We start from the raw sequence: 25,537 nt of genomic DNA, 5'->3' as shown, positions 1-25,537 counted from the left end.
GCGAAAGGGGCGCGAAACGGCGTCACGCCTCGCGGGCATGCGCATGACAGCAGCAATAGGCGATATGCCTGGTTGAGGTGTGAACTACGGAGCGGTAACAACATAGCGGAACGGGCCGCTCCTGAAGAGCCCCCCAACGCTACGCAGTTGCCGGCCGCGCCCCGGGAAGCCGCCGATCCGGGCCGCTTCAGCAGCTCGGTACCGGGCCCTTGCCCTTCTCCAGGGCCATCAGTGCGTCGACCGCGCCGTCCAGCGTGGTCACCGGGACCAGCCGCAGCCCCTTCGGGAGGTCCGCGTGCGCGTCGGCGCACTCGTCCTTCGGCACCAGGAACACCGTCGCTCCGTCACGGCGGGCCGCCTGCGTCTTGAGTGCGACCCCGCCGACCGCGCCCACGTTGCCCACCGCGTCGATCGTGCCCGTACCGGCGACGGTGCGGCCGCCCGTGAGGTCACCGCCGCCGCCGTCGCCCTCCAGCTTGTCGATGATCCCGAGGCTGAACAGCAGGCCCGCGCTGGGGCCGCCGACGTCCGCGAGCTTCAGCGTGACCTTGACGTCCTTTTCGCTGATGTGCAGGTACCTCAGGGCCGCCCGGCTCGCCGCGTCCTGCGACTGCTGCATCTGCTCGGCGTTGTGCCGCTCGATCTCCTTGACGGTGTCGCCGCTCGGGTAGACCGCGTCGCGCGGCATCACCGCGCGGTCCGTGCGGAACCAGCCGTCGATCACATCGCCGAGCGAGACGTCCGCGTCGGGCCCGGTCGCCTCGATCGTCGTCATCCGCAGCTGGCCCGTGGTCCGGCGCGTGGACGCCCCGCTGACCGTGATCACGGGCGTGCCCTTGTTCTCGCCGAGGACGTTCGCCGTGAGGCCGGGCTGCGCCAGGGAGAACGGCAGCGGCACGAACACCGCCGTGGCGAACAGGGCCACGACGGGCAGGGCGCAGACGGCGACGGCCTTGGGGCGGGAGAGGCGAGAGAGCACGGGATCAATCTAACGTGACGAGGACTTCAGGCCCCGTACAGGTCACCGGCCCCCGTACAGGTCGCTGCGCCCGACGGTGAAGCGGCGCAGTGCCCCCGGAAGCGGTGCGATGCCGATGCCGGGCCCCGACGGCACCGGCAGATGGCCGTCCTGCAGCACGAAGGGCTCGGTGAGGTCCTCGGCGAAGTAGCGGGCGGACGCCGAGGTGTCGCCGGGGAGCGTGAAGCCGGGCAGGGCGGCCAGCGCCAGGTTGGGCGCACGGCCGATGCCCGTCTCCAGCATGCCGCCGCACCACACCGGCACCCCGTGCGCGTGCGCCACGTCGTGGACGCGACGGGCCTCCAGGTAGCCGCCGACCCGCGCGGGCTTCACGTTGACGACCCGGCAGGCGTCCATGGCGATCGCGGAGGCGGTGTCGCGGGCGTTGTGCAGGGACTCGTCCAGACAGACGGGGGTCGCGATGCGCTGCTGGAGCCGGGCGTGGGCATGGAGGTTGTTCTCCTCCAGCGGCTCCTCGATGAGCAGCAGCCCGAACTCGTCCAGCTTCCCGAGGTGTTCGGCGTCGGCGAGTGTGTACGCCGTGTTCGCGTCGACCTGGAGCGGCAGCTCGTCCCCGAAGCGCTCGCGGACGGCCCGTACGGGCCTCACGTCCCAGCCGGGCTCGATCTTCAGCTTGATCCGGACATAGCCCTCGGCGAGATACCGCTCGACGTCGTCCAGCAGTTCGGGGAGCGAGTCCCTGATGCCGACGGACACCCCGGCCGGCACCCGGTCCCGTACGGCCCCCAGGTAGGCGGCCAGGGGCATGCCGTGCGCGCGCAGCTCCGCGTCCAGGACCGCCGTCTCCAGGGCCGCCTTGGCCAGCTCGTGCCCCTTGATCTTCGCCATGGCCGGGGCGAGCGCGGCCGTGGTGAGGTGCGGCAGCGCGGCGGCACGCGGCAGCAGGAAGTCGCGCAGGACGATCTCGGCGCCCGCCACGAACTCGGAGCAGTACAGGGGCTCGGGGTCGGCCGCGAACTCCGACCAGCCCTCGGCGGCGTCGGTGACGACGTGGAGCAGGAAGGTGTCCTTCGTGGTCATGGTCCCGAACGAGGTGCGGAACGGGGTGACCAGGGGGATCGCCACATGGACGATCTCGACGCGTTCGAGCTTCATGCCGGGGAGTCCTCCTCGCGGGTGAGCGTGTACCAGCCGTCCCGGGACATGCCCGTCGCCGTGCGCCCCTCGGCGAAGGCCGCCACGAACACCTCGCGAACGGCGTGCCGCCAGCTCAGGGCGAGGGCCGGGTCGGTGGCGCGCAGGGCGACGATGTCGTCGGGCACACGGCACCACACACGGCGTCCGTCGGGAGAGCGGAGGGCGAGCGGGCCGCCGTCCGGGGCCACGTGGGTCCCCCCTCCTCGTGGGGGTCCCCCCGCTCGAGCGAAGCCGGGAGTGGGGGACGGGTCGAGAGCTGCGGGGGCGGTGACGGGGGCGGCGGTACGGTCGGCGGTCTCGTCCGGCTCCCGGGGCGCCGCCAGGTCCCAGGTCACCGTCAGCCGGTCGCTCTCGTCGCCGTCGTTCACGCCGTCGGTCATCGGACCGTAGAAGTCGACGAGGTACTCGCTGCCGGTCGCGCCCAGCTTCACCAGGTTGAAACGGGCGTTGCGGCCGACCAGCGGGTCGAAGGTCCAGCGCAGGGTGCGGGCCCCGCGTTCCAGGAGCCAGGCGCGCTGGGCCTGCTTCACCGCATAGCCGAGGCCGCGGTCGGCGGCCGCCACGAGGGAGTAGGCGCACGCGTCGGCGGGCCGTCCGAACACGGCGACCGAGGCCCCGGCCAGCCGGTCGCCGGCGAACGCGGCGTGCACGGCCCCGCCCGCGTGCACGAGGCTGTGCAGCACCTCCGCCGGGTAGGGCGGGGTGCTCCGCGGCGTCCGCCACACATCGCTGAAGAAGTCGGCCACGGCCGCGAGGCCCGCCACATCGTCCACGGTCCGCAGTTGGACGCCGGCGCCGCGCGCCGCTGCGTCGGCGAGCCGCGCCGCCCGCTCACGGGCCGCCGACTGTTCCGGTGCTGCTGTCATGAGTCGAGTCTGGCCAGCCCGTGGCACACCCCACGTTGTGCAGGAGGCCAAACCCTGCCTAGGTTCCTGATGAGATTCTCCAATCGACCCGAACCGCAATCGATCCGAGCGAGGGGCCCACGGACGCCTGCACCCTCGGCGACCTGCTGGATGTCGTCGGCGAGCCCTCCGTCCGGCTGCTCGCCGCGCCGGCCGGCCTCGGCGCGCCCGTCACCGAGGCGCTGCTGTACGACGCCGGCGCTCTGCCGCCCCGGGCGCCGGGAGCGCTGCTGCTGGCGGTGGGCGTGCGGGCCCCGGCCGCCGGGCCGCTGACCAGGGCCGCCGCGGAGGCCGGGATGACGGGCGTCGTCGTACGCGGCCCGGACGGGCCGGTCGCCGAGGCGCAGTCGGCGGGGGTGGCGCTGCTGTCCGTGGACGAGGACGCGGCCTGGCATCAGGTGCATCTGCTGCTGGCGTCCGCGATCGGGGCGCGCCCGGCCGCCGCGGGCGGCGGGGACACGCGAGGGGAGCTGTTCGCGCTGGCCGACGCGGTGGCGGCGGCGGTCGGCGGGGCCACCGCGATCGAGGACCCCCGGCAGCGCATCCTCGCGTACTCGACCGTGCCGGGGCAGGCGACCGACGAGGACCGCCGCCAGGGGATCCTCGGACTGCGGGTGCCGGGCAGCCCGGAGAACACCGAGCAGTACCGGACGGTCTTCGCGGCCCCGGGCCCGGTGCGGCTGCCGGCGCTCGCGGACGCCCTGCCGCGGCTCGCCGTGGCCGTGCGGGCCGGCGGAGAGACGCTGGGCTCGCTCTGGGTCGTGGACGACGGACGGCTCGCGCCCGACGCCGAGGAGGCGCTGGCGCAGGGCGCATCCACGGCGGCGCTGCTTCTGCTGCGGGCGCGTGCGGCGCAGGAACTGGCCCGGCACCAGGACGGCGACCTGCTGCGCCGTCTGCTGGAGGGCACCGCCGACCCGGACGCCGCCGCGCTCCGGCTCGGCCTGGAGGCGGTGCGGGTGGCCGCGTTCGCCCTGGACTCGACGGTCCCCGCCCCGGACGGCGAGCAGACCGCGCTGCGGCTGCTGGACCTCGTACGGCTCCAGTGCGAGGCCCGCTACGGGCGGCACGCGTGTGTGCTCGTCGACGGGGTGGTCTACGCGCTGCTGCCCGCGCCCGGCCTGCCGGGGCCCGCGACGGCGGGCGCGCGGCGCACCCATGAGCAGCGCCATCTGCGGCTGGCCGAGGACATCGTGCGGCGGGCCGGTCAGGCACTGCGGGTGCCGGTCCGGGCGGGACTCGGCGAGGTCGTGCCCTCCCTCGCCGGGGTGCCGTCGTCCCGGGACGACGCGGACCTCGTCCTGCGGGTGCTCGGGCCGGAGCTTCCGGTGGCGTCGGCGGCCGGGGTACGGCCCCGGCTCACCCTGATGCGGCTGTCCGAAGTGCTCCGCGAGCGGCGGGAGCTGGCCATGGGTGCCTGGCAGGAGGTCCTCGCCCACGACGCCGAACACGGCACCGACTACGCGCGCACCCTGCTCGCCTGGTTCGAGTCCGGCTGCGACATGGCGGGCGCGGCGAAGCTGCTCGCGGTGCATCCGAACACCTGCCGCTACCGCCTCAGACAGGCCCAGCAGCACGTCGGGATCGCCCTGGACGATCCCGACGAACGGCTGGTGCTGTGGCTGCAGCTGAGGACACTGGCGCAGCTCTAGTGCCCGGCAAACATTGCCTGTCGGGGCACTACGTCCTGTCGTCGAAGACCGGGGCGGGCGTCGGCGCGGTGAGCCAGTCCCCGAGCCGGGTCTCGCACTCCCGCAGCTGCGCCACGGGCACGTACTCCCCCGCCGTGTGCGCCAACGCCGGGTCCCCTGGTCCGTAGTTGACCGCGGGCGTGCCGAGCCCGGCGAAGCGGGCGACGTCCGTCCAGCCGAGTTTGGGGCGGGGCGTGACGGCGAGGGCACGGACGAGCGAGGCGACCGCTTCCCGGCCGAGACCGGGCAGGGCGCCCGGGACGGCCTCGGTGACGTCGACGGCGTACTCCGGGAACAGGCTCCGGATGTACGCCTCCGCCTCCGCGGGCGAACGGCTGGGGGCGAACCGGTGATTGACCGTGACGACACACTCGTCGGGTACGACGTTGCCGGCGACCCCGGCCCGTACGGCGACGGCGCTCAGGCTCTCCCGGTACTCCAGCCCGTCGATGACGACGCGCTCCGCGGTGTGGTCGGCGAGCCGTTGCAGCACGCGGGCCGCCCGGTGGGCGGCGTTGACGCCCTTCCACGGCCGTGCCGTGTGCGCCCGCTCGCCGCGGACCGTGATGTCGGCGGTAAGGACCCCCTGGCACCCCGCCTCGATCCCGGCGTCCGAGGGCTCCATCAGAATCGCGAGGCCGGCCTCGAGCAGGTCGGGCCGCTCCGCGGCGATTCGGCGCAGACCGTTGCGGTCGCCCTCCACCTCCTCGCACTCGTAGAAGACGTAGGTGATGTCGCGCACCGGCGCCGTGACGGTGGCGGCGAGGCGCAGGGCCACGGCGACGCCGCCCTTCATATCGCAGGCACCGAGGCCGTGAACGCGGTCGCCGTCCGTCGTCGACGGCAGGTTCCCCGCGGCGGGCACGGTGTCCAGGTGGCCGGCGACGACGACCCGTTCGTGGCGGTCGGTGCGGGTCCCACCCGCCCGGGAGCCGGCGGGAGCCCGGGGGACGGTTCGTGCGACGACGGAGTTGCCGACGCGTTCGACGGCGAGGTGCGCACAGCCCTGGAGTGCCGCTTCGACGGCGTCCGCGATCCGTGCCTCGTCCCCGCTCTCGGAGGGGATGTCGACGAGGTCCCGGGTGAGGGTGGCGACGTCCGCGGTGAGGTCGAGGGAGATCATGCGCCCTCCTGGGGTCCGGCCCCGTGGTCGAGCTTGGAGTGGCGGATCCCGTACAGCCCGTAGACCGCCAGGCCGGCCGCCATCCAGGCGGCGAACGCGATCCAGGTGTCCGCACCGAGGCTGAACAGCATGTAGACGCAGAAGCCCATGCCGAGGACCGGGGTCACCGGGGAGAAGGGCACCCGGAAGGAGCGCGGTGCGTCCGGGTTGCGGTGGCGCAGCAGGACGACGGCCAGGTTCACCAGCATGAAGGCGAACAGCGTGCCGATGCTGGTGGCGTCGGCGAGGCTGCCCAGCGGAACGAGGGCGGCGAGCACGGCGATGAACGCCGAGACGATCACCGTGTTGGCGCGGGGGACTCCCGTGGTGGGGTGGACCTTGGAGAACAGCGGCGGCACCAGGCCGTCCCGGGACATGGCGAACAGGATGCGGATCTGTCCGTACTGCACGGTGAGCACCACGCTGGTGGTGGCGACGACCGCGCCGACCGACAGGAGCACCGGCCAGAGGTTGCCGCCGCCGACGGACCGCACGAGCACCTCGCTGAGCGTGGCCTCCGTCCCCGCGAACTGCCGCCACGGCATGGCACCGAGCGCGGCGACCGCGACGAGCACGTACAGCGCGGTGACCAGGACGAGGGAGAGGATGATCGCGCGGGGCAGGTCGCGCTGGGGGTTGCGCGCCTCCTCACCGGCGGTCGAGGCCGCGTCGAACCCGATGTAGGAGAAGAACAGCGAGGCCGCGCCCGCGCTCATCCCGGCGGTGCCCAGCGGGAAGAGCGGCTGGAAGTTGCCCGCGCGGAACGCGGTGAAGGCGACCGCGCAGAACATCACGAGAGCCGCGATCTTCACGGTGACCATGACGGTGTTGGCGACGGCGCTCTCCTTGGCCCCGCGCAGCAGCACGGCCATGGCGAGGACGACGATGAGGGCCGCCGGGACGTTGAGGGTGCCCCCGGCGCCGGGCGGGGCGCTGAGCGCATCGGGCAGGGTGACGCCCACGGTGAGCCGGAGCAGTTCGTTGACGTACTGGCCCCAGCCGACGGCCACCGCCGCGACGGACACCCCGTACTCCAGGATCAGACACCAGCCGCACACCCAGGCGATCAGCTCGCCCATCGTGGCGTAGGCGTAGCTGTAGGAGGAGCCGGAGCCGGGGATCATGCCGGCCAGTTCGGCGTACGACAGCGCGGAGAAGAGGGCGGTCACTCCGGCGAGCACGAAGGACACGACGATCGCGGGGCCGGCCTGGGGAACGGCCTGGCCCAGGACGACGAAGATGCCGGTGCCGAGGGTTGCGCCCACGCTGAGCAGCGTGAGCTGGCCGACGCCCATGGTCCGCCGCAGCGGGCTGCCGCCGGCCTCGGCGACGAGTGCTCCGACCGCCTGCCGCCTGGTCAACCGCCGTCCGGAACCGCCCTGCCGGCCGGCTCCCGGCCGTGTCCGTACTGTTTCCACCGCGCTTGCTCCCTCCATCACCTGGGCTGGTATGGCCCCTGATGATGCGGAGGCGAGAGCGCGCTGCGATGAGAGGATCGGCCAGAGGGGAGGGTGGGCGTTTGGCCGGTCGGCTAATGCCAGGGGACGGCCGGACGCACCGGGGTCCGGGCCACGCGGCGGTCAGCGCAGCGCTTCGGCGACCTCCCGGGCGGCCTCGAGGACCCGCGGCCCCACCCGCTCCGGCACCGAGTCCGACAGCATGACGACCCCCACGCTGCCCTCGACGCCGTTCACTCCCAGCAGCGGTGCGGCCGCCCCGCACGCACCCGTCTCCAGCTCTCCGTGGGTGAGGGTGTAGCCGGGCTCGGCGATCGGCTGCTGACGGGCGGCGAGTATGGCCCGGCCTGCGGCTCCCCGGTCGAGCGGATGGCGGAACCCGGCACGGTACGCCACGTGGTAGTCGGTCCACGAGGGCTCGACCACGGCGACGGCCAGCGCTTCCGCGCCGTCGACGAGCGTGAGGTGCGCGGTCGCTCCTATGTCCTCGGCGAGCGCCCGCAGTGCGGGCAGCGCGGCCTCCCGCACCAGCGGATGCACCTGACGGCCCAGACGCAGCACGCCGAGCCCGACCCGGGCGCGGCCGCCCAGATCGCGGCGGACGAGGGAGTGCTGTTCGAGCGTGGCCAGCAACCGGTACACCACGGTCCGGTTGACGCCCAGTTTGTTGGACAGCTCGGTGACCGTCAGCCCGTGGTCCGTGTCGGCGAGCAGTTTGAGGACCCTGAGGCCCCGGTCCAGCGTCTGAGAGGTCTCCGCGGTCACGACGCCCACTCCTTAGTGGTGAGGACAGCGGCCCCCTCACGGCGGATGCGGCACCGAGTCCCGTCGGCGACGCGCTTCAGAGGCCGCCGTTCGGCCGGCGGCCCGGGGCGGCTCCCGGGCACGGTCGCTTTCACGGCTGCGCTCCGCGGCGGCGCTGCCACGGGGCGTGTGCGTAGCGGGACAGTAGCGATCCGGTTCGCTGAGCGGAAGGCTCCGTCCAGAATCCGGTCAACGGCCGGTACACATCGGTCGCTTTTACGGCGATATGTGCGCGAGTCACGGCGACATGTGCGCGTCCCGCGCCGGCGTCACCGCATCCGCGTCGCCCACTCCTGGACCTTGGCGATCCGCTGCCGCAGCTGGCCCGCGGTGCACTCGGCGCTCGGCGGGCCGCCGCACACCCGGCGCAGCTCGGTGTGGATCACGCCGTGCGGCTTGCCGCTCTGGTGGGCGTACGCGCCGACCATCGTGTTCAGCTGCTTGCGCAGTTCCAGCAGTTCCTTGTGGGTGACCACGGGCCGCCGGTCGGCGGGCAGTTCGAGCAGATCGGCCTCGCTGTCCGGCTTCTTGCGGCTGTGCGCGATCTGCCGCGCCTGCCGCTTCTGCAGCAGCAACTGCACCTGCTCCGGCTCCAGAAGACCCGGGATGCCGAGGTAGTCCTGCTCCTCCTCGCTGCCCGGGTGGGCCTGCATGCCGAACTCGGCGCCGTTGTACATGACCCGGTCGAAGACGGCGTCGGACTCCAGCGCCTCGAAGGGCAGCATGTCCTGCTCGCCGGTGTCCTCGTCCTGCTCCCGGTTGGCCTCCTCCATCTCCTTCTCGGACTCGGCGTACGGGTCCTCCTCGCTGTCCTTCTTCGGCTTGTCGAGGACGTGGTCCCGTTCCCGCTCCATCTCGTTGGCGAAGGTGAGGAGGTCGGGGACCGTCGGCAGGAACACGGAGGCGGTCTCGCCGCGGCGCCGGGACCGTACGAAACGGCCGACGGCCTGGGCGAAGAAGAGCGGGGTGGAGATGGTGGTCGCATACACCCCGACGGCGAGCCGCGGCACGTCGACGCCCTCGGAGACCATACGGACCGCGACCATCCAGCGGTCGTCGTTGCCGCTGAACTCGTCGATGCGGTCGGAGGCGCCCGCGTCGTCGGACAGCACGAGGGTCGCCTTGTGCCCGGTGATGTCACGGATGAGTTTGGCGTAGGCGCGGGCCGCCTCCTGGTCGGAGGCGATGACGAGGGCCCCGGCGTCCGGGATGGCCTTGCGGACCTCGGTCAGCCGCTGGTCGGCGGCACGCAGCACACTCTGCATCCAGTCGCCGCGCGGATCGAGGGCGGTGCGCCAGGCCTGGCTGACGGCGTCCTTGGTCATGGGCTCGCCGAGCCGGGCGGCGATCTCGTCGCCCGCCTTGGTGCGCCAGCGCATATTGCCGCTGTAGGAGAGGAAGATGACCGGCCGCACGACCCCGTCGGCGAGCGCGGACCCGTATCCGTAGGTGTAGTCGGCGGCGGACCGCCGGATCCCGTCGTTCCCCTCCTCGTACGTCACGAACGGGATGGGGTTGGTGTCGGACCGGAACGGCGTACCGGTGAGGGCGAGTCGGCGTGTCGCGGGCTCGAACGCCTCCAGGCACGCCTCGCCCCAGGACTTGGAGTCGCCGGCGTGGTGGATCTCGTCCAGGATGACAAGGGTCTTGCGCTGCTCGACGCGGTTGCGGTGCAGCATGGGCCGTACGCCGACGCCCGCGTAGGTGACCGCGACCCCTTGGTACTCCCGGCCGAGCGGTCCGGCGCTGTACTCGGGGTCGAGCTTGATCCCGACCCGCGCGGCCGCCTCCGCCCACTGCTTCTTCAGATGCTCGGTCGGCGCGACCACGGTCACCTGCTGCACGACGTGGTGGTGCAGCAGCCAGGACGCGAGCGTCAGCGCGAAGGTCGTCTTGCCGGCGCCGGGCGTGGCGACGGCGAGGAAGTCACGCGGCTGCTCCCGGATGTACTTCTCCATCGCCCCCTGCTGCCAGGCACGCAGCTTGCTGGCGGTGCCCCAGGGAGCGCGGCCGGGGAAGGCGGGAGACAGGTGGTGCGAGTACGAGGAACTGCTGGCGGCGGTGGTAGTCACGGTCTCCGGTTCGCTGGGGCTCGGATGGCTCGGCCAGGTATGACAACCGGGCCACCCTACCGGTGAGCTCGCCCGCCACTCGGGTCAACACCGCCACATCCGGCCCGGGTGCGACACGGCTCACAGATCACCGGGCCGCGCCCCGCGCGTCACCGCTCGCGCAGCCGGGTGGTCACCCACGCCCCCGCCAGCGCCACCGCCGCCATCGGCAGGAACACCGCGGCGAAGGCGGCCGGATGGGAGCCTTCGGCGGTCGCGCCGAGGGCCGTGGGCGCGGCGACCGTGCCACCGCCGAGCGCGGCGAACGCGGCACCGCCCGCGGCGAGCAGGACGACGTTCGCCAGGCCGTCGGAGATCTGCAGGGCGGCCGAGTTGGCACCCGCCTCCTCGGGGGCCGACAGCTTCAGGAGCAGGACGCTGGTCGAGGAGATCACCAGGCCCATGCCGAAGCAGCCGAACCCCCAGGCGACGGCGAGGATCCACACGGGCACCGCGTGCACCAGCACACTGGGCGCGGTCGCTATCGCGGCGGCGACCACGATCATGCCGAGGGTCATCAGCCGGTTCCGGTACGGTTCGAGGCGCGGCCTGGACTGGAGATACGAGCCGAGCGCCCAGCTCCCGCCGCCCGCCGCGAGGGAGGAGCCGGCCAGCGTCGGCGACAGGCCCCGCTGGGTGACGAGCATGAGCGGGACGAAGCTCTCCGCCGAGACGAAGGCGCCCGCCGCCACTCCTCTCAGCAGCACCACGGACGGCAGCCCGCGCGCCGCCCGGTAGGTGCCGCGGGGCAGCAGCCGCAGCACCGCCGGGACCAGCAGCGCGGCACCCACGACGCCGGGCGCGAGGGAGGCCCAGCGCACGTCCTGGGCGGCGTACTGAAGAAGCCCGGCGCCGATCGAGATACCGAGGGCGAGGCGGATACGGCGGGTGTCGAAGGGTGCGGCGACGGCCTCCTCGGCGGGGCCGCCCGCCCGGCGCCGTATCTGCGGCAGGGCGAGGGCGAGCGGGAACACCACCAGCGCCGGGATGCCGATGAACACCCAGCGCCAGCCGAGGTGCTCGGTCACCACGCCCGCGGCCAGCGGGCCGACCACCGACGGGACCACCCAGCCCGCCGCGAACGCCGCCAGGATCGCCGGCCGCAGGCGTTCGGGGTAGGCACGGCTGACGACGACGTACAGGGCGACGATCACCAGGCCGCCGCCGAGCCCCTGCACGGCCCTGCCCAGAATGAACAGCCACATCGCCCCGGCCGTCCCGGACAGCAGCAACCCGGCGGCGAAAGCGGCGATGCCGCAGGTCAGCGAGGCGAGGGGGCCGCTGCGGTCCGACCACTGGCCCGCGAGAACCATGCCGAACAGGCTGGTGGTGAAGTACCCGGAGAACGCGAAGGCGTACAGGGACAGCCCGTCCAGTTCCCGTGCCGCGACCGGCATCGCGGTGCCGACGGCCGTCGCCTCGAAGGCGATGACCAGGACGACCGACACGACGCCGATACTGAGCGCCCGGTACGGCCGGCTCAGGACGCCGGTGGGGCCGTCCGACGGGACGGAGGGGACGACGTCGGTGTCACGGGGTTCCAGGACTGCCATGCGGCCAGAGTAAGGGGCTCGAGCCGGACTGACTCCTGTCCGAAGTCGTTGATCACGTGAGCCCTTGGTCCTAGGACTCCAGCCCGGTTCATGAACGGCGTATGGCAGTCCCGTTGCAGCACCCACGCGTCCCTTGAGCCCGCCGGACTCCGGACCCTACGGTCCCTGTGTCGGGTCACAACGCGCGCAGTCCGTGGCGCACTCGATTCCGGCCGTGTGCCCGAGTGGTTGAGGGACTCGCCTGCAAAGCGGGTTACGCGGGTTCGATTCCCGCCACGGCCTCACAAGCCTGATCAGGCAAAACGAAAGGGCGGCACCCTCGGTCGGGTGCCGCCCTTGTGGCTGTCCGTCTCAGTAAGGCGGTCCGGTTACTCCCGGGCGTCCCTCAGGTCGTACCGACCGTCGAGCGCCTGCTCCCGGTGCACCAGCCAGACCGTGAACGCCAGGGTGGAGACGTCCGCGTTCAGCGGGCGCAGGGCCGCGTCGGGCTCGCTCCAGCACAGCACCGCCCCGGTGGCACCGTCGACGACCAGGCTTGTGTCCTCCGGCAGACCGCCGAGGCGTATCAACCGGTCCGCCCCTTCGGGGAGCCCGCCCACGGGAAGGTCGCCCTCCTGCGCGTAGTACTCGGACAGGGTCGGCAGGGGAACGTCCGTGTCCAGTTCGTACCAGTAGCCGTGCTCCGGCAGACCCACCTCGCCGAGGAAGCGACGGGTCGGCTCGTGTGTGAGCGCTGCGGGGAAGTCGACGTCCTCGAAGCGCACGATCGCGGCGGAGCCGAACTCCTCGTCGAGCAGACGCGGCGGAAGCCCGAGCCGGAGCCCCGGGCCGGGGCGGGCGATCCGGGCCAGGGGGCGGATGAGGGCGGCCATGCGCCGGTACGGTGCCGCAACGTCCCCGGCGGCCTCGTCGAACACCGACGTCAGCCGCTCGTACATGTCCGCCGCCACCGCCTTCGGGCCGTACCCTCGCGGTGCGAATGGGCCGCGGAATTCGACGGGTTCGTGTGTGGCCGCCGCGAACGGCGGCAGGCCCAGGTCCGCCTCGGTCAGCGTGATCACGCCACCGGTGCCGGTCCTGCCCATGGTTTCCCCCGCGTGCCTCGTCCCAGGAGCGCCCGCGGGCAGGACACGTCCTCCCGCCGGGCCGCTCTGCCCCGATGCGAAGAACCCTACGCGGATCCACTGACAACGCCCGAAAGGCAGGAGGGCCCCGAAGCAGGAGACCCCGAAGCAGGCGGGCCCCGAAAGCAGAAGGCCCCTGGAGGCGGGAGGGCTTCGCGGACGTCAGGTCACGGATCCGGCGCCGTTCACTGGGTGGTCACCACCGCCGCCTGCGGCCGGATCGGCAGCCGGTTGACCGGGCGGCCCGTCGCCGCCCGCACCGCCGAGGCGATCGCCGCCGGGGACGTCACCACGGGCACCGCGCTGACCGACTTGGCGCCGAACGGCGCGACCACGTCGCGTTCCTCGACCAGCTTGACGATCCGGATGTCGGGGGCGTCCAGGGCCGTGGGAAGGGAGTAGCCCGTCAGGTCGGGGTGGCGGATCAGGCCGCGCGCCGTGCGCAGGTTCTCGGTCAGCGCGATGCCCACACCCTGGGTGACGCCGGCCTCCACGCGCGCGGCGAGCTGCGCCGGGTTCAGCACCCGGCCCACGTCCTGGGCGAGCGCCAGCTCCACCACCCGTACCGAGCCGATCTCGATGTCCACGTCCACCACCGCGCGGATCGCGCAGAACGCCAGCCCCACGAAGGCGTCGCCCTGGCCGGTCTCGCTCAGCGGTTCCGTCGGATGCGGGCGGCACTGCGCCGTGGCCCACAGCTCCTTGCCGTCCATGGCCTCGGTGACGGTGGTGGACAGCACACCGTCGTACGAGGTGATCTTGCCGTCGGTGATCTGGAGCAGTTCGGTGGACATGCCGAACTTGTGCGCCAGGGGTTGCAGCAGCTGGGTGCGGACCATCTTGGCGGCACGTTCCACCGCTCCGCCCGACACCCAGGTGTGGCGGCCCCGGCAGCCCGCGCCGGCCGGCGGCTGGTCCGTGTCGACCGGTGCCACATGGACCTCGTCGATGCCGAGGGTCTCCTGGACGATCTGCCGGGCCAGCGTGGCGAATCCCTGGCCGGTCTCGACGGCCGCGCACAGCACCGTCGCCACGCCGTCGTGGACCTTCACCGTCGCCGTGGACACCTCGTCGGCGCCCTCCGCGCCGAGCATGTGCACCATGCCGAGGCCGTAGCCGACGCCGCGGCGCACCGCACCGGGCTCGCCCGCGCCCTCGGGGCCGCCCGGCAGCAGCCACTCCTCCTCGGGGGTGTCCTTGGGGAGCGGCGGCAGCGGGTGGTCCCGTACCGCCTCGAGCAGTTCGGCCACCGGCGCCGGGCAGGTCACGGTCTGGCCCGTCGGCAGGACGTCGCCCGTCGCCAGGACGTTGCGCAGCCGCAGCTCCGCCGGGTCGAGGGCGAGTTTCCTGGCGAGTTTGTCCATCTGCGCCTCGTAGGCCGCGCACACCTGCATCGCGCCCTCGCCGCGGACATGGCCCGAGGGCGGGTTGTTGGTGCGGACGGCCCAGCCCTCGATGAAGGCGTTCGGGACGACGTAGGGGCCGCAGGCGAAGGACACGGCGGCGGCGAGCGCGTCCGAGGAGGTGTCCGCGTAGGCGCCCGCGTCCAGCAGGATCTGCGCCTCCACCTTCACCAGGTTGCCCTCGGCGTCCGCGTGGTGGCGGTAGCGCAGCAGGGTGGGGTGGCGGTGGGAGTGGCCCAGGAACGACTCCTCGCGTGTCGCGGTCAGCTTCACCGGGCAGCCGGTTCTCATCGCGAGCAGGCCGAGCGGGAGCTGGAAGCCCGGGTCCTCGCGGTCGGCGGTGGCGCCGGGCACCCCGGTGACGACGACCTTCACCCGCTCGGGCTCGAGGCCGTAGACCGCCGCGGCCCGGTCCCGGTCGGCGTGCGGGTCGGTGGAGGCGATGTACAGCTCGACCCCGCCGTCGGGCCGGGGCACCGCGAGACCGGCCTCCGCGCCGATCGGAGCGGGGTCCTGGCGGCCGATGCGGTACAGGCCCTCGACGACGACCTCACCGAGCGCGTCCGGGTCGCCGTGGCGCAGCGGGATGTGCCGGATCAGATTGCCGTCCGGGTGCAGCGGCTCCGCCTCGAAGGCCTGTTCGGGGTCGGTCACCGGGTCGAGCACCTCGTACTCGACGATGACCGCGGCCGCGGCCATGCGCGCGGTGTCGGGGTGGTCGGCGGCGACGGCCGCGATGGGCTCCCCGTGGTGGCGCACGACCTCGGAGGCGAACACGGGGCGGTCGGACGTGCCCCGGCCGTGGAACGCGCCGCCGGGCACGTCCTCGTGGGTGACGACGGCCCGCACGCCGGGCATCTCGCGCGCGTGGCTCACATCGATGGACACGATGCGTGCGTGCGGGTGCGGCGAGCGCAGCACGGCGGCCCACAGCAGGCCCTCGGCCCACAGGTCGGCCGCGTACGGGAAGGTGCCCTCGGTCTTGGCGCCGGCGTCGGCCGACGGCAGGGGGGCGCCCAGGCCGTGCGGCAGCGGCTCGGGGGTGGGTGCGGCCGCCGCGGTGGTCGCGGTGGCGGCTTCGTTGCTCACGCCTGGCCTCCGTCCTGGCCGTACGGGTGCTCGTGCGGGGCCGTGCCGTCGAACGCGGAGGCGTGCACGCCGCCCGCGCCGGGGCCCGCCTGGTGCGGGATACGGGGCTCGTTCGCCTCCGGCGCCGAGTCGGCGGCGTGCGCCCGGCGCTCGGCGGCGACCTCCTTGACGGCCTCCAGGACGCCCCGGTAGCCGGAGCAGCGGCACAGGTTGCCGCACAGCGCCTGGCGGGCCTCCAGTTCGGTCGGTGCGGGGTTGCCCTCCAGCAGGTCGTGCACGGTCATCGCCATGCCGGGGATGCAGAAGCCGCACTGCACGGCCCCGCACCGGGCGAGCGCCCGCTGCACGTCCGAGGGCTGTCCGTCGGCGGCGAGGCCCTCGACCGTACGGACCTCGCTGCCCGCGGCGGTGACGGCGGGCACCAGGCAGGAGGCGACGAGCCGCCCGTCGACCTGGACGTTGCAGGCGCCGCACTCGCCCTGTGAGCAGCCGTCCTTGGCACCGGCGAGACCGAGCCGCTCGCGCAGCACGTACAGCAGCGACTCCCCGATCCAGGCGTCGGTGACGGGCCGGTCGGAGCCGTTCACCCGCAGGACGTACGAGACGAGGGGGTGTTCGTCGTGCGCAGGCGGCGGGGGTCCGGCGTCCTGCTCCTCGGCATCGGTCTCCGGTGCCGGTTCGGGGCCGGCCGCGGCGGGATCCCCGGCGGGTACGGCGTCCGCGTCCGGGGCAGGCTCGTCGGCGGCGCCTGAGGGCTCCTGGGCGGCTTCGGGCACCTCGGGGGCACCGTCGGCCCTCGGGTCCTCGTACGGCCCGCCGGACGGCTCTCCAGGGGCTTCGCCGGGCGGCTGCGCGACCGGCTCGGCCGGCTCGTCGAGGGCCGGATGGGTCCCCTCCGACCAGGGCTGCCCGCTCGTGCCCGTCGCCCAGGGCGCGGTCGCGCCGCCCGGCAGGGTCGTGGGCGGGGTGCCGCCCCACTGCTCGACCAGGGCGGACGTGGAGAACTCGCCCGACTCGTCCGGCAGATCGCCGCCCGCCACCGGGATCGACCACTCACCGGTGACGTCGTGGCCGGGGGCGGGCTCCCGGGCGGCCGCGGCCTCCTCGAAGGTCCACTGGCCGGTGGCTCCGGGGCGGTACGTGAACCGGTCGCCCGTGTTCTCCGGGGGGGCCTGGTTCGGATCGGGCCAGCCCGGGCCCTGCGCGGGCGCCGCCCAGGCGCCCCGGGCCGCCGGGTCGTGGCCCTCGTCGGCGGCCGGGCCGAACGTCGGCGGCACATAGCCGTGGCCCGGCGCGGCCAGCGGGCTGTCGGAGGCGAGGAGGGCGTCGATGCCTCCCTCGGGGAGCTGGACGAAGGCGGTGGCGCCGTCGTCGTAGTCCCCCTGCGGCAGTCGCTCCCAGGAACCGTGGGTGCGCCGCTGCGGGCTTCCCTCCGGGTGCCGGTCGTCACTCACGACAGTGCCCTCCCCAGTGCTCGTCGGGCCAGCGCGGCGAGGGTGCGCCGCAGGTGCAGTACGGCGGGCGGTAGCTGCTGCACGGTGCCGTCCTCCGCCGGGGCCGGGTCGGGGATGCAGGCCGCGGCGACGTACTCCCCGAAGGCGGCGAGCGCCTCCGGGACGATCGCGCGGTTGTTGTCCCAGTCGATGAGCTGGGCGACCCACTGCTCGGCGTCCAGGGGGCGCAGCGGCACGGGCGCTATGGCGCCGACGGCGCAGCGCACGCCGCGCCGGGCCGGGTCGAGGACGAGCGCCACGGACGCGACGGCCCGCCCGGGGCCGGTGCGTCCGGTCGCCTTCAGGAAGACCTGGGGGGCGTGCAGCAGCGGTACGCGCACGTAGCCGATGAGCTCGCCGGCGCGCAGCATCTCCATGCCGGCGAGCAGATGCGAGACCGGGATCTCGCGGCGGGTACCGCCCGGGCCCGCGATGATCAGCGTGGCCTCCAGGGCGGCCAGCACCGGAAGCGCGTCCCCCGTGGGGGCGGCCGAGGCGATGTTGCCGCCCAGGGTGCCCGCGTTGCGGATGTGCGGAGGTCCGGCGGCGCGCGAGGCCGCCGCGAGGGCTGGGATGAGGGCCGCGAAGTCGGGGCGGCCCATGCGCGCGTGAGTGAGGCCGGCGCCGAGCAGCGCATGGCCGTCCTGGTACTGCCAGCCGCGGATCTCGCTGATGCGGCCGAGGCCGACCAGCGCGGCGGGCCGCAGCTGCCCGGAGTTCACCGCGGCCATCAGATCCGTGCCGCCCGCCACGGGGACGGCGGCCGGCATGGCGGCCAGAGCCGCCACGGCCTCGTCCAGCGAGGCAGGCAGCGTCACGGCCTGCGCCGCCTGCGGTGCGTGCGTGGTCAAACCGGCTGCCCCTTCCCGCTGCCCCACCTGGTCCCTCCTGTGTTGCCGTACGGTACGTGCTCACAGGCCGGACGTGGCAACTCTGGCACATCTTTCCCGGCCCCCGACGCGGGGGTCCGCTAGGAGGCATTCGCCCCCTCACCAGGGAGATGGTCCGTTTTGCCATGACGTTCCCCATGAGCGCTGATTGCCGCTCTCCGGCGGCCCTGGTGCGACTTCTCCCACGCGAGGTCACGTTTCCAGGGCGCGCGGCCCCTCGGCTGCTCCTCTGCGACGGCCTCACACGTTCGGGGGCGCACCCTCGATCGGGCGTCCGAGCACACCCGGTCGCCGCTGCCACGGCAGGGGCCCCGTGGGCGGCCGGTAGGCGACCCCCAGGGCGTCAAGTCGGCGGTAGTGGACGGCCATCCGCCGCTCGAAGTCCGCGAAGTCGCGCTCCGCGGGTGCGGGCAGGGCGCTCCAGGCGACCTCGGCGAAGGCCGCGAGCCTCGGGAACGTCTGGTAGTCGACCCGCGCCTGATCCTCCATCACCTCGGTCCAGACATTGGCCTGGGTGCCGAGCACATGACGCGCCTGCTCCGCGCTGAGCTGCGGCGGAACCGGCTCGAAGCGGTAGACGTCCTCCAGGGTGCGCACATAACCGATGGGCACCGGCTCGTTCTCGCCGCCGTCCTGACGGTGGTCCAGATACACCTGCTGCTCCGGGCACATCACGACGTCGTGTCCGGCCCGTGCGGCCGTGACTCCGCCGGCATATCCACGCCAGGAGGACACGGCGGCCCCCTCCGCAAGGCCCGGTGCCGTCGTCTCGCCGTCAGGCGCTCGGCTCCCGCCCTCGAGGATCTCGTCCCAGCCGATGAGCCGGCGGCCGCGGGCGTTGAGCCAGGTGCCGAAGTGCCGGACGAACCACGACTGGAGCCCGTCCTCGTCGCCGAGTCCCAGATCCCGGATGCGCGCCTGGGCGGCCGGGGAGCGCCGCCACTGGTCCTTGGGGCACTCGTCGCCACCGACATGGATGAACGTCGAGGGGAACAGTTCGAGAACCTCTTCGAACACCCCCTCGTAGAAGCGCAGGGTGGTGTCGGTGGGGGCGAGTACATTGGCCGAGATGCCCCAGTCGTCCCAGACCGAAAGGGATGCGGTGTCGATGACGTCGGCGTTGCCGAGTTCCGGATACGCGGCGATGGCCGCCTGGCTGTGCCCGGGTATGTCGATCTCGGGGACGACGGTGATATGCCGCGCGGCGGCGTACGCGACGATCTCGCGGATGTCGTCCTGAGTGTAGAAACCGCCGTGCGGCTTCTCCTCCCACAGCGGCGAGGCCCGGTGCCCGAACCGGGAGCGGGACCGCCAGGACCCCACCTCGGTCAGCCTCGGATGGCGCTTGATCTCCAGCCGCCAGCCCTGGTCGTCGGTGAGATGCAGATGCAGGACGTTCAGCTTGTGGGCGGCCATCAGGTCCAGACAGCGCAGAACGCCGTCCTTGGGCGTGAAGTGCCGGGCGACGTCGAGCAGCAGGCCGCGCCAGGGGAAGCGGGGCGCGTCCTCGACGACCACGCCCGGCACGTCCCACTCGCGGCGGGCCGGGTCGACCGGCGCCCGCCGGAAGGCGTGCGGCCCCAGCAACTGGCGGAAGGTCTGCGCTCCCCAGAAGACCCCGGCCGCGCTGCCGCCGTCGAGTCGGACGGCGTATCCGTCGACGACGATGCGGTACGCCTCGGGCTCCATCGCCGGGTCGATGCTCAGCACGATGCCGTTCTGCGCGCCGCCCTCCCGGAAGGGCAGCCCGGTGGCCGCGCCCAGGACGTCGCGCATCCAGTGGGCGACGCGCTCGGTGCCGGGCCCCGCGCACAGCACCGTCTCCTCGTCGAGCACGAACAGCCCCCGCGGGGGCACCCACCAGCCCTTGCGGGGTGCCGGGATCAGATCCTCGAAGCCCATCGCGTCCAGCCCTTCCGCTCCGTGCGGTCTTCACGAAAAGCCCGGGCGGCCGTACCGTCCGGGTGACGGGAAGCCTGATCGACACCGCGGCGCGACGGAAGCGGAATGCGGGAACCGAAGCGGTACGGCGGGAGTGGACCGGCGCAGAACGGCGTAGGCGGACGGACGGACGCGAAGAGCCCCGGGGCGCGCCTCACGCGTCCCGGGGACCCTGCCGTCGTCGGGCGGGAGGTCCGGCTACTTGTCGCCGCCCTTGCCTTCGTCGCCGCCGCTGCCCATGGACTCGTAGATCTCCTTGCACATGGGGCAGACCGGGTACTTCTTGGGGTCGCGGCCCGGTACCCACACCTTGCCGCACAGCGCCACGACGGGCGTGCCGTCGAGGGCGCTCGCCATGATCTTGTCCTTCTGGACGTAGTGGGCGAAGCGCTCGTGGTCACCGTCGCCGTGCGACACCTGCGGCGTCGGCTCTACGAGGGTCCCCGTACCGGTGCCGCGCTCGGGCTCGAGAGTGCTCATACGGCAAGGGTACTGAAGCTCGCACGCATCAGTTGAGCGTAGGGTCGTCCGGATAGGTGGCCACCATCGCCAGCTCGCTGCGCTGCCGCCGCAGCACCTCCCGCCACAGTCTCTCCGGCTCCGGGGACGACACATCGCCGGGCTCCGACTCGACCACGTACCACGCCCCTTCGACCAGCTCGTCCTCCAGCTGGCCCGGCCCCCAGCCCGCGTACCCGGCGAAGATCCGCAGCGAGCCGAGCGCCTTGGCGAGCAGTTCGGGCGGGGCCTCCAGGTCCACCAGGCCGATGGCGCCGTGCACCCGCCGCCAGCCCAGCGGGGCGCGCTCCCCGGAGGCGCCGCCGGGGATGACCGCGATGCCGAGTGCCGAGTCCAGCGACACCGGTCCGCCCTGGAAGACGACACCGGGCTCCCCCGCCAGGTCCGCCCAGCCCTCCAGGATGTCGCCCACGTCCACGGGGGTGGGGCGGTTGAGGACCACACCGAGCGAGCCCTCCTCGTCGTGGTCGAGGAGGAGCACCACAGCGCGGTCGAAGTTCGGGTCCGCCAGGGCGGGCGTGGCCACGAGCAGCCGCCCCGTGAGCGAGGACACCTCGGTCATGCCAGACATGATCCCGCATCTTGCCCCGGGATGGGGAGGCAATCCGGGTACGCGGGTGAATGCGGAACGGGGCTCAGGGATGCGGTGCGGGCGCACGCCGGACGGTCACCGCGTGCGTCCGGCCACGTACCCCTCGTGTTGTGGCAAACCTATGACCTTGCTGGGAGGTACTTGGACTTACAGAAGGGGGGTAGGCGGCCATTACTCTTACGTCTTCGGCCCCTGCCCCACCCCACGGAACGCGAGATACATGACCGTCAACGACGATGTCCTCCTTGTCCACGGCGGAACCCCGCTGGAGGGCGAGATCCGTGTCCGCGGTGCGAAGAACCTCGTACCGAAGGCCATGGTCGCCGCCCTGCTGGGCAGCGCGCCGAGCAGGCTGCGCAATGTTCCCGACATCCGCGACGTGCGTGTGGTGCGCGGGCTGCTCCAACTGCACGGCGTGACGGTCCGTCCCGGCGAGGAACCGGGCGAGCTGGTGCTCGACCCCACCCACGTCGAGAGCGCGAACGTCGCTGACATCGATGCCCACGCCGGCTCGTCGCGCATCCCGATCCTCTTCTGCGGCCCGCTGCTGCACCGCCTGGGGCACGCGTTCATCCCGGGCCTCGGCGGATGCGACATCGGCGGCCGCCCCATCGACTTCCACTTCGATGTGCTGCGGCAGTTCGGCGCGGTCATCGAGAAGCGCGCGGACGGCCAGTACCTGGAGGCGCCCAAGGGGCTGCGCGGCACCAAGATCCGGCTGCCGTACCCTTCCGTGGGCGCGACCGAGCAGGTGCTGCTGACGGCGGTCCTCGCCGAGGGCGTCACCGAGTTGTCCAACGCGGCCGTCGAGCCGGAGATCGAGGACCTCATCTGCGTGCTGCAGAAGATGGGCGCGATCATCGCCATGGACACCGACCGCACGATCCGCATCACCGGTGTCGACAGCCTCAGCGGCTACACCCACCGCGCCCTCCCGGACCGCCTGGAGGCCGCGTCCTGGGCGTCGGCGGCGCTGGCGACCGAGGGCAACATCTACGTCCGGGGCGCGCTGCAGCGGTCGATGATGACGTTCCTGAACACCTACCGGAAGGTGGGCGGCGCCTTCGAGATCGACGACGAGGGCATCCGCTTCTGGCACCCCGGCGGCCAGCTGAAGTCCATCGCGCTGGAGACGGACGTGCACCCGGGCTTCCAGACGGACTGGCAGCAGCCGCTGGTGGTCGCGCTGACGCAGGCGACGGGTCTGTCGATCATCCACGAGACGGTCTACGAGTCGCGCCTCGGCTTCACCTCCGCGCTCAACCAGATGGGCGCGCACATCCAGCTCTACCGCGAGTGCCTCGGCGGCTCCGACTGCCGCTTCGGGCAGCGCAACTTCCTGCACTCGGCGGTCGTTTCGGGCCCGACCAGGCTCCAGGGCGCGGACCTGGTCATCCCGGACCTGCGCGGCGGTTTCTCGTATCTGATCGCGGCCCTGGCGGCCCAGGGCACGTCCCGGGTCCACGGCATCGAGCTGATCAACCGCGGCTACGAGAACTTCATGGAGAAGCTCATCGAGCTGGGCGCGAAGGTCGAACTCCCGGGCAAGGCCCTGGCCTGACGGCTCTGCGTGCGGGCCTCCGGGACACCGGGGGCCCGCGTCCGCGTCGGGGCCGAGTACGCGCGCCTGTGCACACGGCACGCGCACCTGTGCACACGCATCCGCATCCACGCGAGGGGCGGTCACCCGGATCGGGTGACCGCCCCTTAGGCCTTGCTGGGCCCGTACGCCGTCCCGAGGGGCGTCACCGGGCCTCGTGTGCCGCTTCCGTGGCGGGTACGGCCTCGTACGCCGTTCCATGGCGGTACGGCTTCGTACACCGTTCCGTGGCGGTGCGGCTCGTACGCCGTTCCGCGGCGTACGACGGCAAGATCACTTGCCCTTCGCGGCTTCCTTGAGCTTGGAGCCCGCCGAGACCTTCACGCTGTAGCCGGCCGGGATCTGGATGGGGTCGCCGGTCTGCGGGTTGCGCGCGGTGCGAGCGGCACGGTGGGTGCGCTCGAAGGTCAGGAAGCCAGGGATGGTGACCTTCTCGTCGCCCTTGGCGACGACCTCGCCGACGGTCTCGGCGAACGCGGCCAGCACGGCGTCGGCGTCCTTGCGGGTCACCTCGGCGCGGTCGGCCAGCGCGGCCACCAGCTCACTGCGGTTCATGTTGTTACTCCCGTGTTCTTCTTGCCGTTGAGGCGTGCCACGCGGCGAAGCCGCATGATGGGCACAGCGAAGTCGATGCTGCCAGGGTCCTCGGTGAGTCCCCGGACCCGGGTCCTTCGTCAGACCCTCGCGCCCGAAGACGCATCCTGCCCCCACCTGCGGCGGTAAAGCCAATCCGGCACCCGTAGGAGTCGTGAGAACACCCTTGGGAGTCACACGAAAAGCGCCACCGCCTCGGCGTGGTGACGCTCTGTCCACTCCCGGAAACGCTTCGCAGGGCCTTGGGGGCCCTCAGCCTGGGCGCCACCCTAGAGGGCGGCCGGGAGCAGCGCCTTCAACGACGCGCCGTACCCGGCCACCGTGGCAATGGTCACAGCCGGCCGGTTCCTACGCGTCCGTCGCCGACTCCCCCGCCTTCACGGCCTCGCGCACCGCTCCGGCGACGGCGCCCGCGACCTTGTCGTTGAACACGCTCGGGATGATGTAGTTCGGGTTCAGCTCGTCCTCGGTCACCACGTCCGCGAGGGCGGTCGCGGCGGCCAGCATCATGTCCGTGCTGACCGTGCGGGATTGCGCGTCCAGCAGGCCCCGGAAGACGCCCGGGAACACCAGGACGTTGTTGATCTGGTTCGGGAAGTCGGAGCGGCCGGTGGCCACAACTGCCGCCGTCTGACGTGCGATTGCCGGCTCGACCTCGGGGTCGGGGTTCGCGAGCGCGAACACGATCGCACCCTCCGCCATGGCGGCCACGTCGTCGCCGTCGAGGACGTTCGGGGCGGAGACGCCGATGAAGACGTCGGCACCGCGCACGGCCTCCCTGAGGGTGCCGGTCAGGCCCTCGTGGTTGGTGTTGTCGGCGATCCAGCGCAGCGGGGAGTCCTCGGCGGCGTCCACCAGGTCCTCGCGGCCGGCGTGCACGACACCGTGGATGTCGGCGACGACGGCGCTCTTCACGCCCGCCGCGAGCAGCAGCTTGAGGATGGCCGTACCGGCCGCGCCGGCGCCCGACATCACGACGCGTACGTTCTCAATCGCCTTGCCCACCACGCGAAGTGCGTTGGTGAGCGCGGCGAGCACGACGATCGCGGTGCCGTGCTGGTCGTCGTGGAAGACGGGGATGTCGAGGGCCTCACGCAGCCGGGCCTCGATCTCGAAGCAGCGGGGCGCGGAGATGTCCTCCAGGTTGATGCCGGCGAAGCCGGGGGCGATCGCCTTGACGATCTCCACGATCGCGTCGGTGTCCTGGGTGTCGAGGCAGATCGGCCAGGCGTCGATGCTGGCGAAGCGCTTGAAGAGGGCGGCCTTGCCCTCCATCACGGGCAGCGCGGCCTTGGGGCCGATGTTGCCGAGGCCCAGTACGGCCGAGCCGTCCGTCACGACCGCAACGGAGTTGCGCTTGATGGTGAGCCGGCGGGCGTCCTCGGGGTTCTCCGCGATCGCCATGCACACCCGCGCCACACCCGGCGTGTAGATCATGGACAGGTCGTCACGGTTGCGGATGGGGTGCTTCGACGCCATCTCGATCTTGCCGCCGAGGTGCATGAGGAACGTACGGTCCGAGACCTTGCCCAGGGTCACGCCCTCGATGCCGCGCAGCTTCTGGACGATCTCCTCGGCGTGGGAGGTCGAGGTGGCGGCGATGGTGACGTCGATGCGGAGCTTCTCATGGCCGGACGCGGTGACGTCGAGGCCGGTGACCGAGCCTCCGGAGGACTCCACGGCGGTGGTGAGCTGCGAGACGGCGGTTCCGCTCGCGGGCACCTCCAACCGGATGGTCATCGAGTAGGAGACGCTGGGCGCCGTTGCCATGGCCGACTTCCTCTGCTTTCACCGTGTCGCTGAGCTGTGCCGTCCGATCGTCGCACCTACCCCTGAGTACGTGGTAGTCGCCATGGGTTGCGTACGTTTTGTTCCCACGGAGGCACGAATTCGGAAAGTCCGTTCCACGATACGAGAGGCCGGACGGCAACGAAAAGAGGCCCCCGTCACGTGGTGACGTGGGCCTGCCGAACGTTCAGTGACACCGACCCGCCATGCTCGCCTCGCGGCAAGTGGTCGCTCTCAGCGACAAAGGTTGGGCCCGGGGGCTTGGATCGGGCCGGTGCCACACCCCAGGCTAACAAACGGATCCGGTAAGGCCATTCCCACACCGGAGTTCATTTTCCGTACGAGTGGGCCGGGCTCCCGCACGGGGAAGCCACGCCTTCCACCGGGGCCGGCACGGGTCAGGCACACCCCCGCCCAGGCAGGCCCGGCCTCCGCAGGCCGGTGTCCGGATGGGTCGCGGGACCGGCACCCAAGCCGGTCACGGCCTTCGGCCCCGGTCAGGCGGGGCCTCCGCCCAGCGCAGACACGGTCCCCCGCGGGCCGGGCACGACCCCCGCCCGGCCAGTCGCAGCCCGCCGCCAGCCAGTCGCAGCCCCCCGCCCAGCACAGATGCGGGCCCCCGCCCCGGTCCGCCGCGCCCCTCCC

18 protein-coding genes, 1 tRNA gene and 1 pseudogene are annotated in these 25,537 nt (G+C 72.7%); 3 read left to right on the top strand and 17 right to left on the bottom strand.

Going from position 1 to position 25,537, the window contains the following annotated elements; all coding sequences use genetic code 11:
• Nucleotides 1-187: 187 nt before the first annotated feature.
• Genes LZ604_RS22110 through LZ604_RS22100 form a run of 3 tightly spaced genes read right to left on the bottom strand, consistent with a single transcriptional unit; the run spans nt 188 to nt 3,042 of the window.
• Entirely contained in the window at nt 188-979 is a 792-nt protein-coding gene (locus tag LZ604_RS22110; protein ID WP_234517159.1) for a S16 family serine protease, read from the bottom strand.
• Nucleotides 980-1,021: 42 nt separating this feature from the next.
• Complete coding sequence (gene menC / locus LZ604_RS22105; protein WP_234517158.1) at nt 1,022-2,134, bottom strand: o-succinylbenzoate synthase; 1,113 nt, start codon at nt 2,132-2,134, stop codon at nt 1,022-1,024.
• Entirely contained in the window at nt 2,131-3,042 is a 912-nt protein-coding gene (locus LZ604_RS22100; RefSeq protein WP_234517157.1) for a chorismate synthase, read from the bottom strand. The genes menC and LZ604_RS22100 overlap by 4 nt, the downstream gene beginning before the upstream one ends.
• Nucleotides 3,043-3,320: 278 nt before the next feature.
• Between LZ604_RS22100 and LZ604_RS22095 the strand changes: the two genes are divergently transcribed.
• The gene (locus LZ604_RS22095) at nt 3,321-4,733 is read left to right on the top strand and encodes a PucR family transcriptional regulator (protein WP_234517156.1); all 1,413 of its coding nucleotides are present in this window, start codon (nt 3,321-3,323) and stop codon (nt 4,731-4,733) included.
• A gap of 28 nt (nt 4,734-4,761) precedes the next feature.
• Here the strand turns inward: LZ604_RS22095 and dapE are convergent, their stop codons facing one another.
• The 5 genes from dapE to LZ604_RS22070 form a co-directional block, all read right to left on the bottom strand.
• Nucleotides 4,762-5,895 carry a succinyl-diaminopimelate desuccinylase gene (gene dapE / locus LZ604_RS22090; protein ID WP_234517155.1) on the bottom strand — a complete coding sequence of 378 codons (1,134 nt, stop codon included), beginning with the start codon at nt 5,893-5,895 and terminating at the stop codon, nt 4,762-4,764.
• Nucleotides 5,892-7,370 (bottom strand): amino acid permease, encoded by a 1,479-nt coding sequence (locus LZ604_RS22085; RefSeq protein ID WP_234517177.1) that lies wholly within the window; start codon nt 7,368-7,370, stop codon nt 5,892-5,894. The genes dapE and LZ604_RS22085 overlap by 4 nt, the downstream gene beginning before the upstream one ends.
• A gap of 144 nt (nt 7,371-7,514) precedes the next feature.
• On the bottom strand, nt 7,515-8,156 hold the full coding sequence (locus tag LZ604_RS22080) for an IclR family transcriptional regulator (protein WP_234517154.1): 642 nt from the start codon (nt 8,154-8,156) through the stop codon (nt 7,515-7,517).
• A gap of 308 nt (nt 8,157-8,464) precedes the next feature.
• The gene (locus LZ604_RS22075) at nt 8,465-10,267 is read right to left on the bottom strand and encodes a DEAD/DEAH box helicase (RefSeq protein WP_234517153.1); all 1,803 of its coding nucleotides are present in this window, start codon (nt 10,265-10,267) and stop codon (nt 8,465-8,467) included.
• A gap of 149 nt (nt 10,268-10,416) precedes the next feature.
• Entirely contained in the window at nt 10,417-11,859 is a 1,443-nt protein-coding gene (locus tag LZ604_RS22070; protein ID WP_234517152.1) for an MFS transporter, read from the bottom strand.
• A gap of 210 nt (nt 11,860-12,069) precedes the next feature.
• On the opposite strand from LZ604_RS22070, the gene LZ604_RS22065 reads away from it, so the two are divergent.
• Nucleotides 12,070-12,141, top strand: a tRNA-Cys gene (locus LZ604_RS22065).
• 119 nt (nt 12,142-12,260) lie between these two features.
• Here the strand turns inward: LZ604_RS22065 and LZ604_RS22060 are convergent.
• The 7 genes and pseudogenes from LZ604_RS22060 to LZ604_RS22030 all read right to left on the bottom strand — a co-directional run.
• A pseudogene (locus LZ604_RS22060) lies at nt 12,261-12,881 on the bottom strand (SUKH-4 family immunity protein); the annotation flags it as partial.
• A 287-nt stretch (nt 12,882-13,168) separates the two neighbouring features.
• Entirely contained in the window at nt 13,169-15,475 is a 2,307-nt protein-coding gene (locus LZ604_RS22055) for a xanthine dehydrogenase family protein molybdopterin-binding subunit (RefSeq protein ID WP_234517151.1), read from the bottom strand.
• Nucleotides 15,472-16,929, bottom strand: a complete 1,458-nt coding sequence (locus LZ604_RS22050) for a 2Fe-2S iron-sulfur cluster-binding protein (protein WP_234517150.1) — start codon at nt 16,927-16,929, stop codon at nt 15,472-15,474. The genes LZ604_RS22055 and LZ604_RS22050 overlap by 4 nt, the downstream gene beginning before the upstream one ends.
• The gene (locus LZ604_RS22045) at nt 16,926-17,819 is read right to left on the bottom strand and encodes an FAD binding domain-containing protein (protein ID WP_234517149.1); all 894 of its coding nucleotides are present in this window, start codon (nt 17,817-17,819) and stop codon (nt 16,926-16,928) included. Before LZ604_RS22045 ends, LZ604_RS22050 begins: the two co-directional genes overlap by 4 nt.
• Nucleotides 17,820-18,098: 279 nt before the next feature.
• Nucleotides 18,099-19,760 (bottom strand): beta-N-acetylhexosaminidase, encoded by a 1,662-nt coding sequence (locus LZ604_RS22040; protein WP_234517148.1) that lies wholly within the window; start codon nt 19,758-19,760, stop codon nt 18,099-18,101.
• Between the two features lie 237 nt (nt 19,761-19,997).
• Nucleotides 19,998-20,279 (bottom strand): DUF3039 domain-containing protein, encoded by a 282-nt coding sequence (locus tag LZ604_RS22035; protein WP_030651613.1) that lies wholly within the window; start codon nt 20,277-20,279, stop codon nt 19,998-20,000.
• A 28-nt stretch (nt 20,280-20,307) separates the two neighbouring features.
• Complete coding sequence (locus tag LZ604_RS22030; protein ID WP_234517147.1) at nt 20,308-20,880, bottom strand: YqgE/AlgH family protein; 573 nt, start codon at nt 20,878-20,880, stop codon at nt 20,308-20,310.
• A gap of 250 nt (nt 20,881-21,130) precedes the next feature.
• Here LZ604_RS22030 and murA point away from each other — a divergent pair, with 250 nt between their 5' ends.
• On the top strand, nt 21,131-22,471 hold the full coding sequence (murA, locus tag LZ604_RS22025; protein WP_234517146.1) for a UDP-N-acetylglucosamine 1-carboxyvinyltransferase: 1,341 nt from the start codon (nt 21,131-21,133) through the stop codon (nt 22,469-22,471).
• Between the two features lie 312 nt (nt 22,472-22,783).
• Here the strand turns inward: murA and LZ604_RS22020 are convergent, their stop codons facing one another.
• Both LZ604_RS22020 and LZ604_RS22015 read right to left on the bottom strand, forming a co-directional pair.
• Nucleotides 22,784-23,065, bottom strand: coding sequence for an HU family DNA-binding protein (locus tag LZ604_RS22020; protein WP_007498188.1), 282 nt, complete (start codon nt 23,063-23,065; stop codon nt 22,784-22,786).
• Nucleotides 23,066-23,452: 387 nt separating this feature from the next.
• A complete protein-coding gene (locus LZ604_RS22015; protein ID WP_234517145.1) occupies nt 23,453-24,874 on the bottom strand; it encodes an NAD-dependent malic enzyme in 1,422 nt (473 codons plus the stop codon).
• Nucleotides 24,875-25,537: the final 663 nt, after the last annotated feature.

The organism is Streptomyces glomeratus, assembly GCF_021462825.1.
Classification (GTDB): Bacteria; Actinomycetota; Actinomycetes; order Streptomycetales; family Streptomycetaceae; genus Streptomyces; species Streptomyces glomeratus.
Note: the sequence above shows the minus strand (reverse complement) of the source record. Positions and strands in the feature narration are given on the sequence as shown.

Coding starts and splice junctions, on each gene's coding strand:
- menC (WP_234517158.1), bottom strand. CDS start 2,134: ATGAAGCTCGAACGCGTCGAGATCGTCCATGTGGCGATCCCCCTGGTC.
- LZ604_RS22100 (WP_234517157.1), bottom strand. CDS start 3,042: ATGACAGCAGCACCGGAACAGTCGGCGGCCCGTGAGCGGGCGGCGCGG.
- dapE (WP_234517155.1), bottom strand. CDS start 5,895: ATGATCTCCCTCGACCTCACCGCGGACGTCGCCACCCTCACCCGGGAC.
- LZ604_RS22085 (WP_234517177.1), bottom strand. CDS start 7,370: ATGGAGGGAGCAAGCGCGGTGGAAACAGTACGGACACGGCCGGGAGCC.
- LZ604_RS22070 (WP_234517152.1), bottom strand. CDS start 11,859: ATGGCAGTCCTGGAACCCCGTGACACCGACGTCGTCCCCTCCGTCCCG.
- LZ604_RS22040 (WP_234517148.1), bottom strand. CDS start 19,760: ATGGGCTTCGAGGATCTGATCCCGGCACCCCGCAAGGGCTGGTGGGTG.
- LZ604_RS22035 (WP_030651613.1), bottom strand. CDS start 20,279: ATGAGCACTCTCGAGCCCGAGCGCGGCACCGGTACGGGGACCCTCGTA.
- LZ604_RS22030 (WP_234517147.1), bottom strand. CDS start 20,880: ATGACCGAGGTGTCCTCGCTCACGGGGCGGCTGCTCGTGGCCACGCCC.
- murA (WP_234517146.1), top strand. CDS start 21,131: ATGACCGTCAACGACGATGTCCTCCTTGTCCACGGCGGAACCCCGCTG.
- LZ604_RS22020 (WP_007498188.1), bottom strand. CDS start 23,065: ATGAACCGCAGTGAGCTGGTGGCCGCGCTGGCCGACCGCGCCGAGGTG.
- LZ604_RS22015 (WP_234517145.1), bottom strand. CDS start 24,874: ATGGCAACGGCGCCCAGCGTCTCCTACTCGATGACCATCCGGTTGGAG.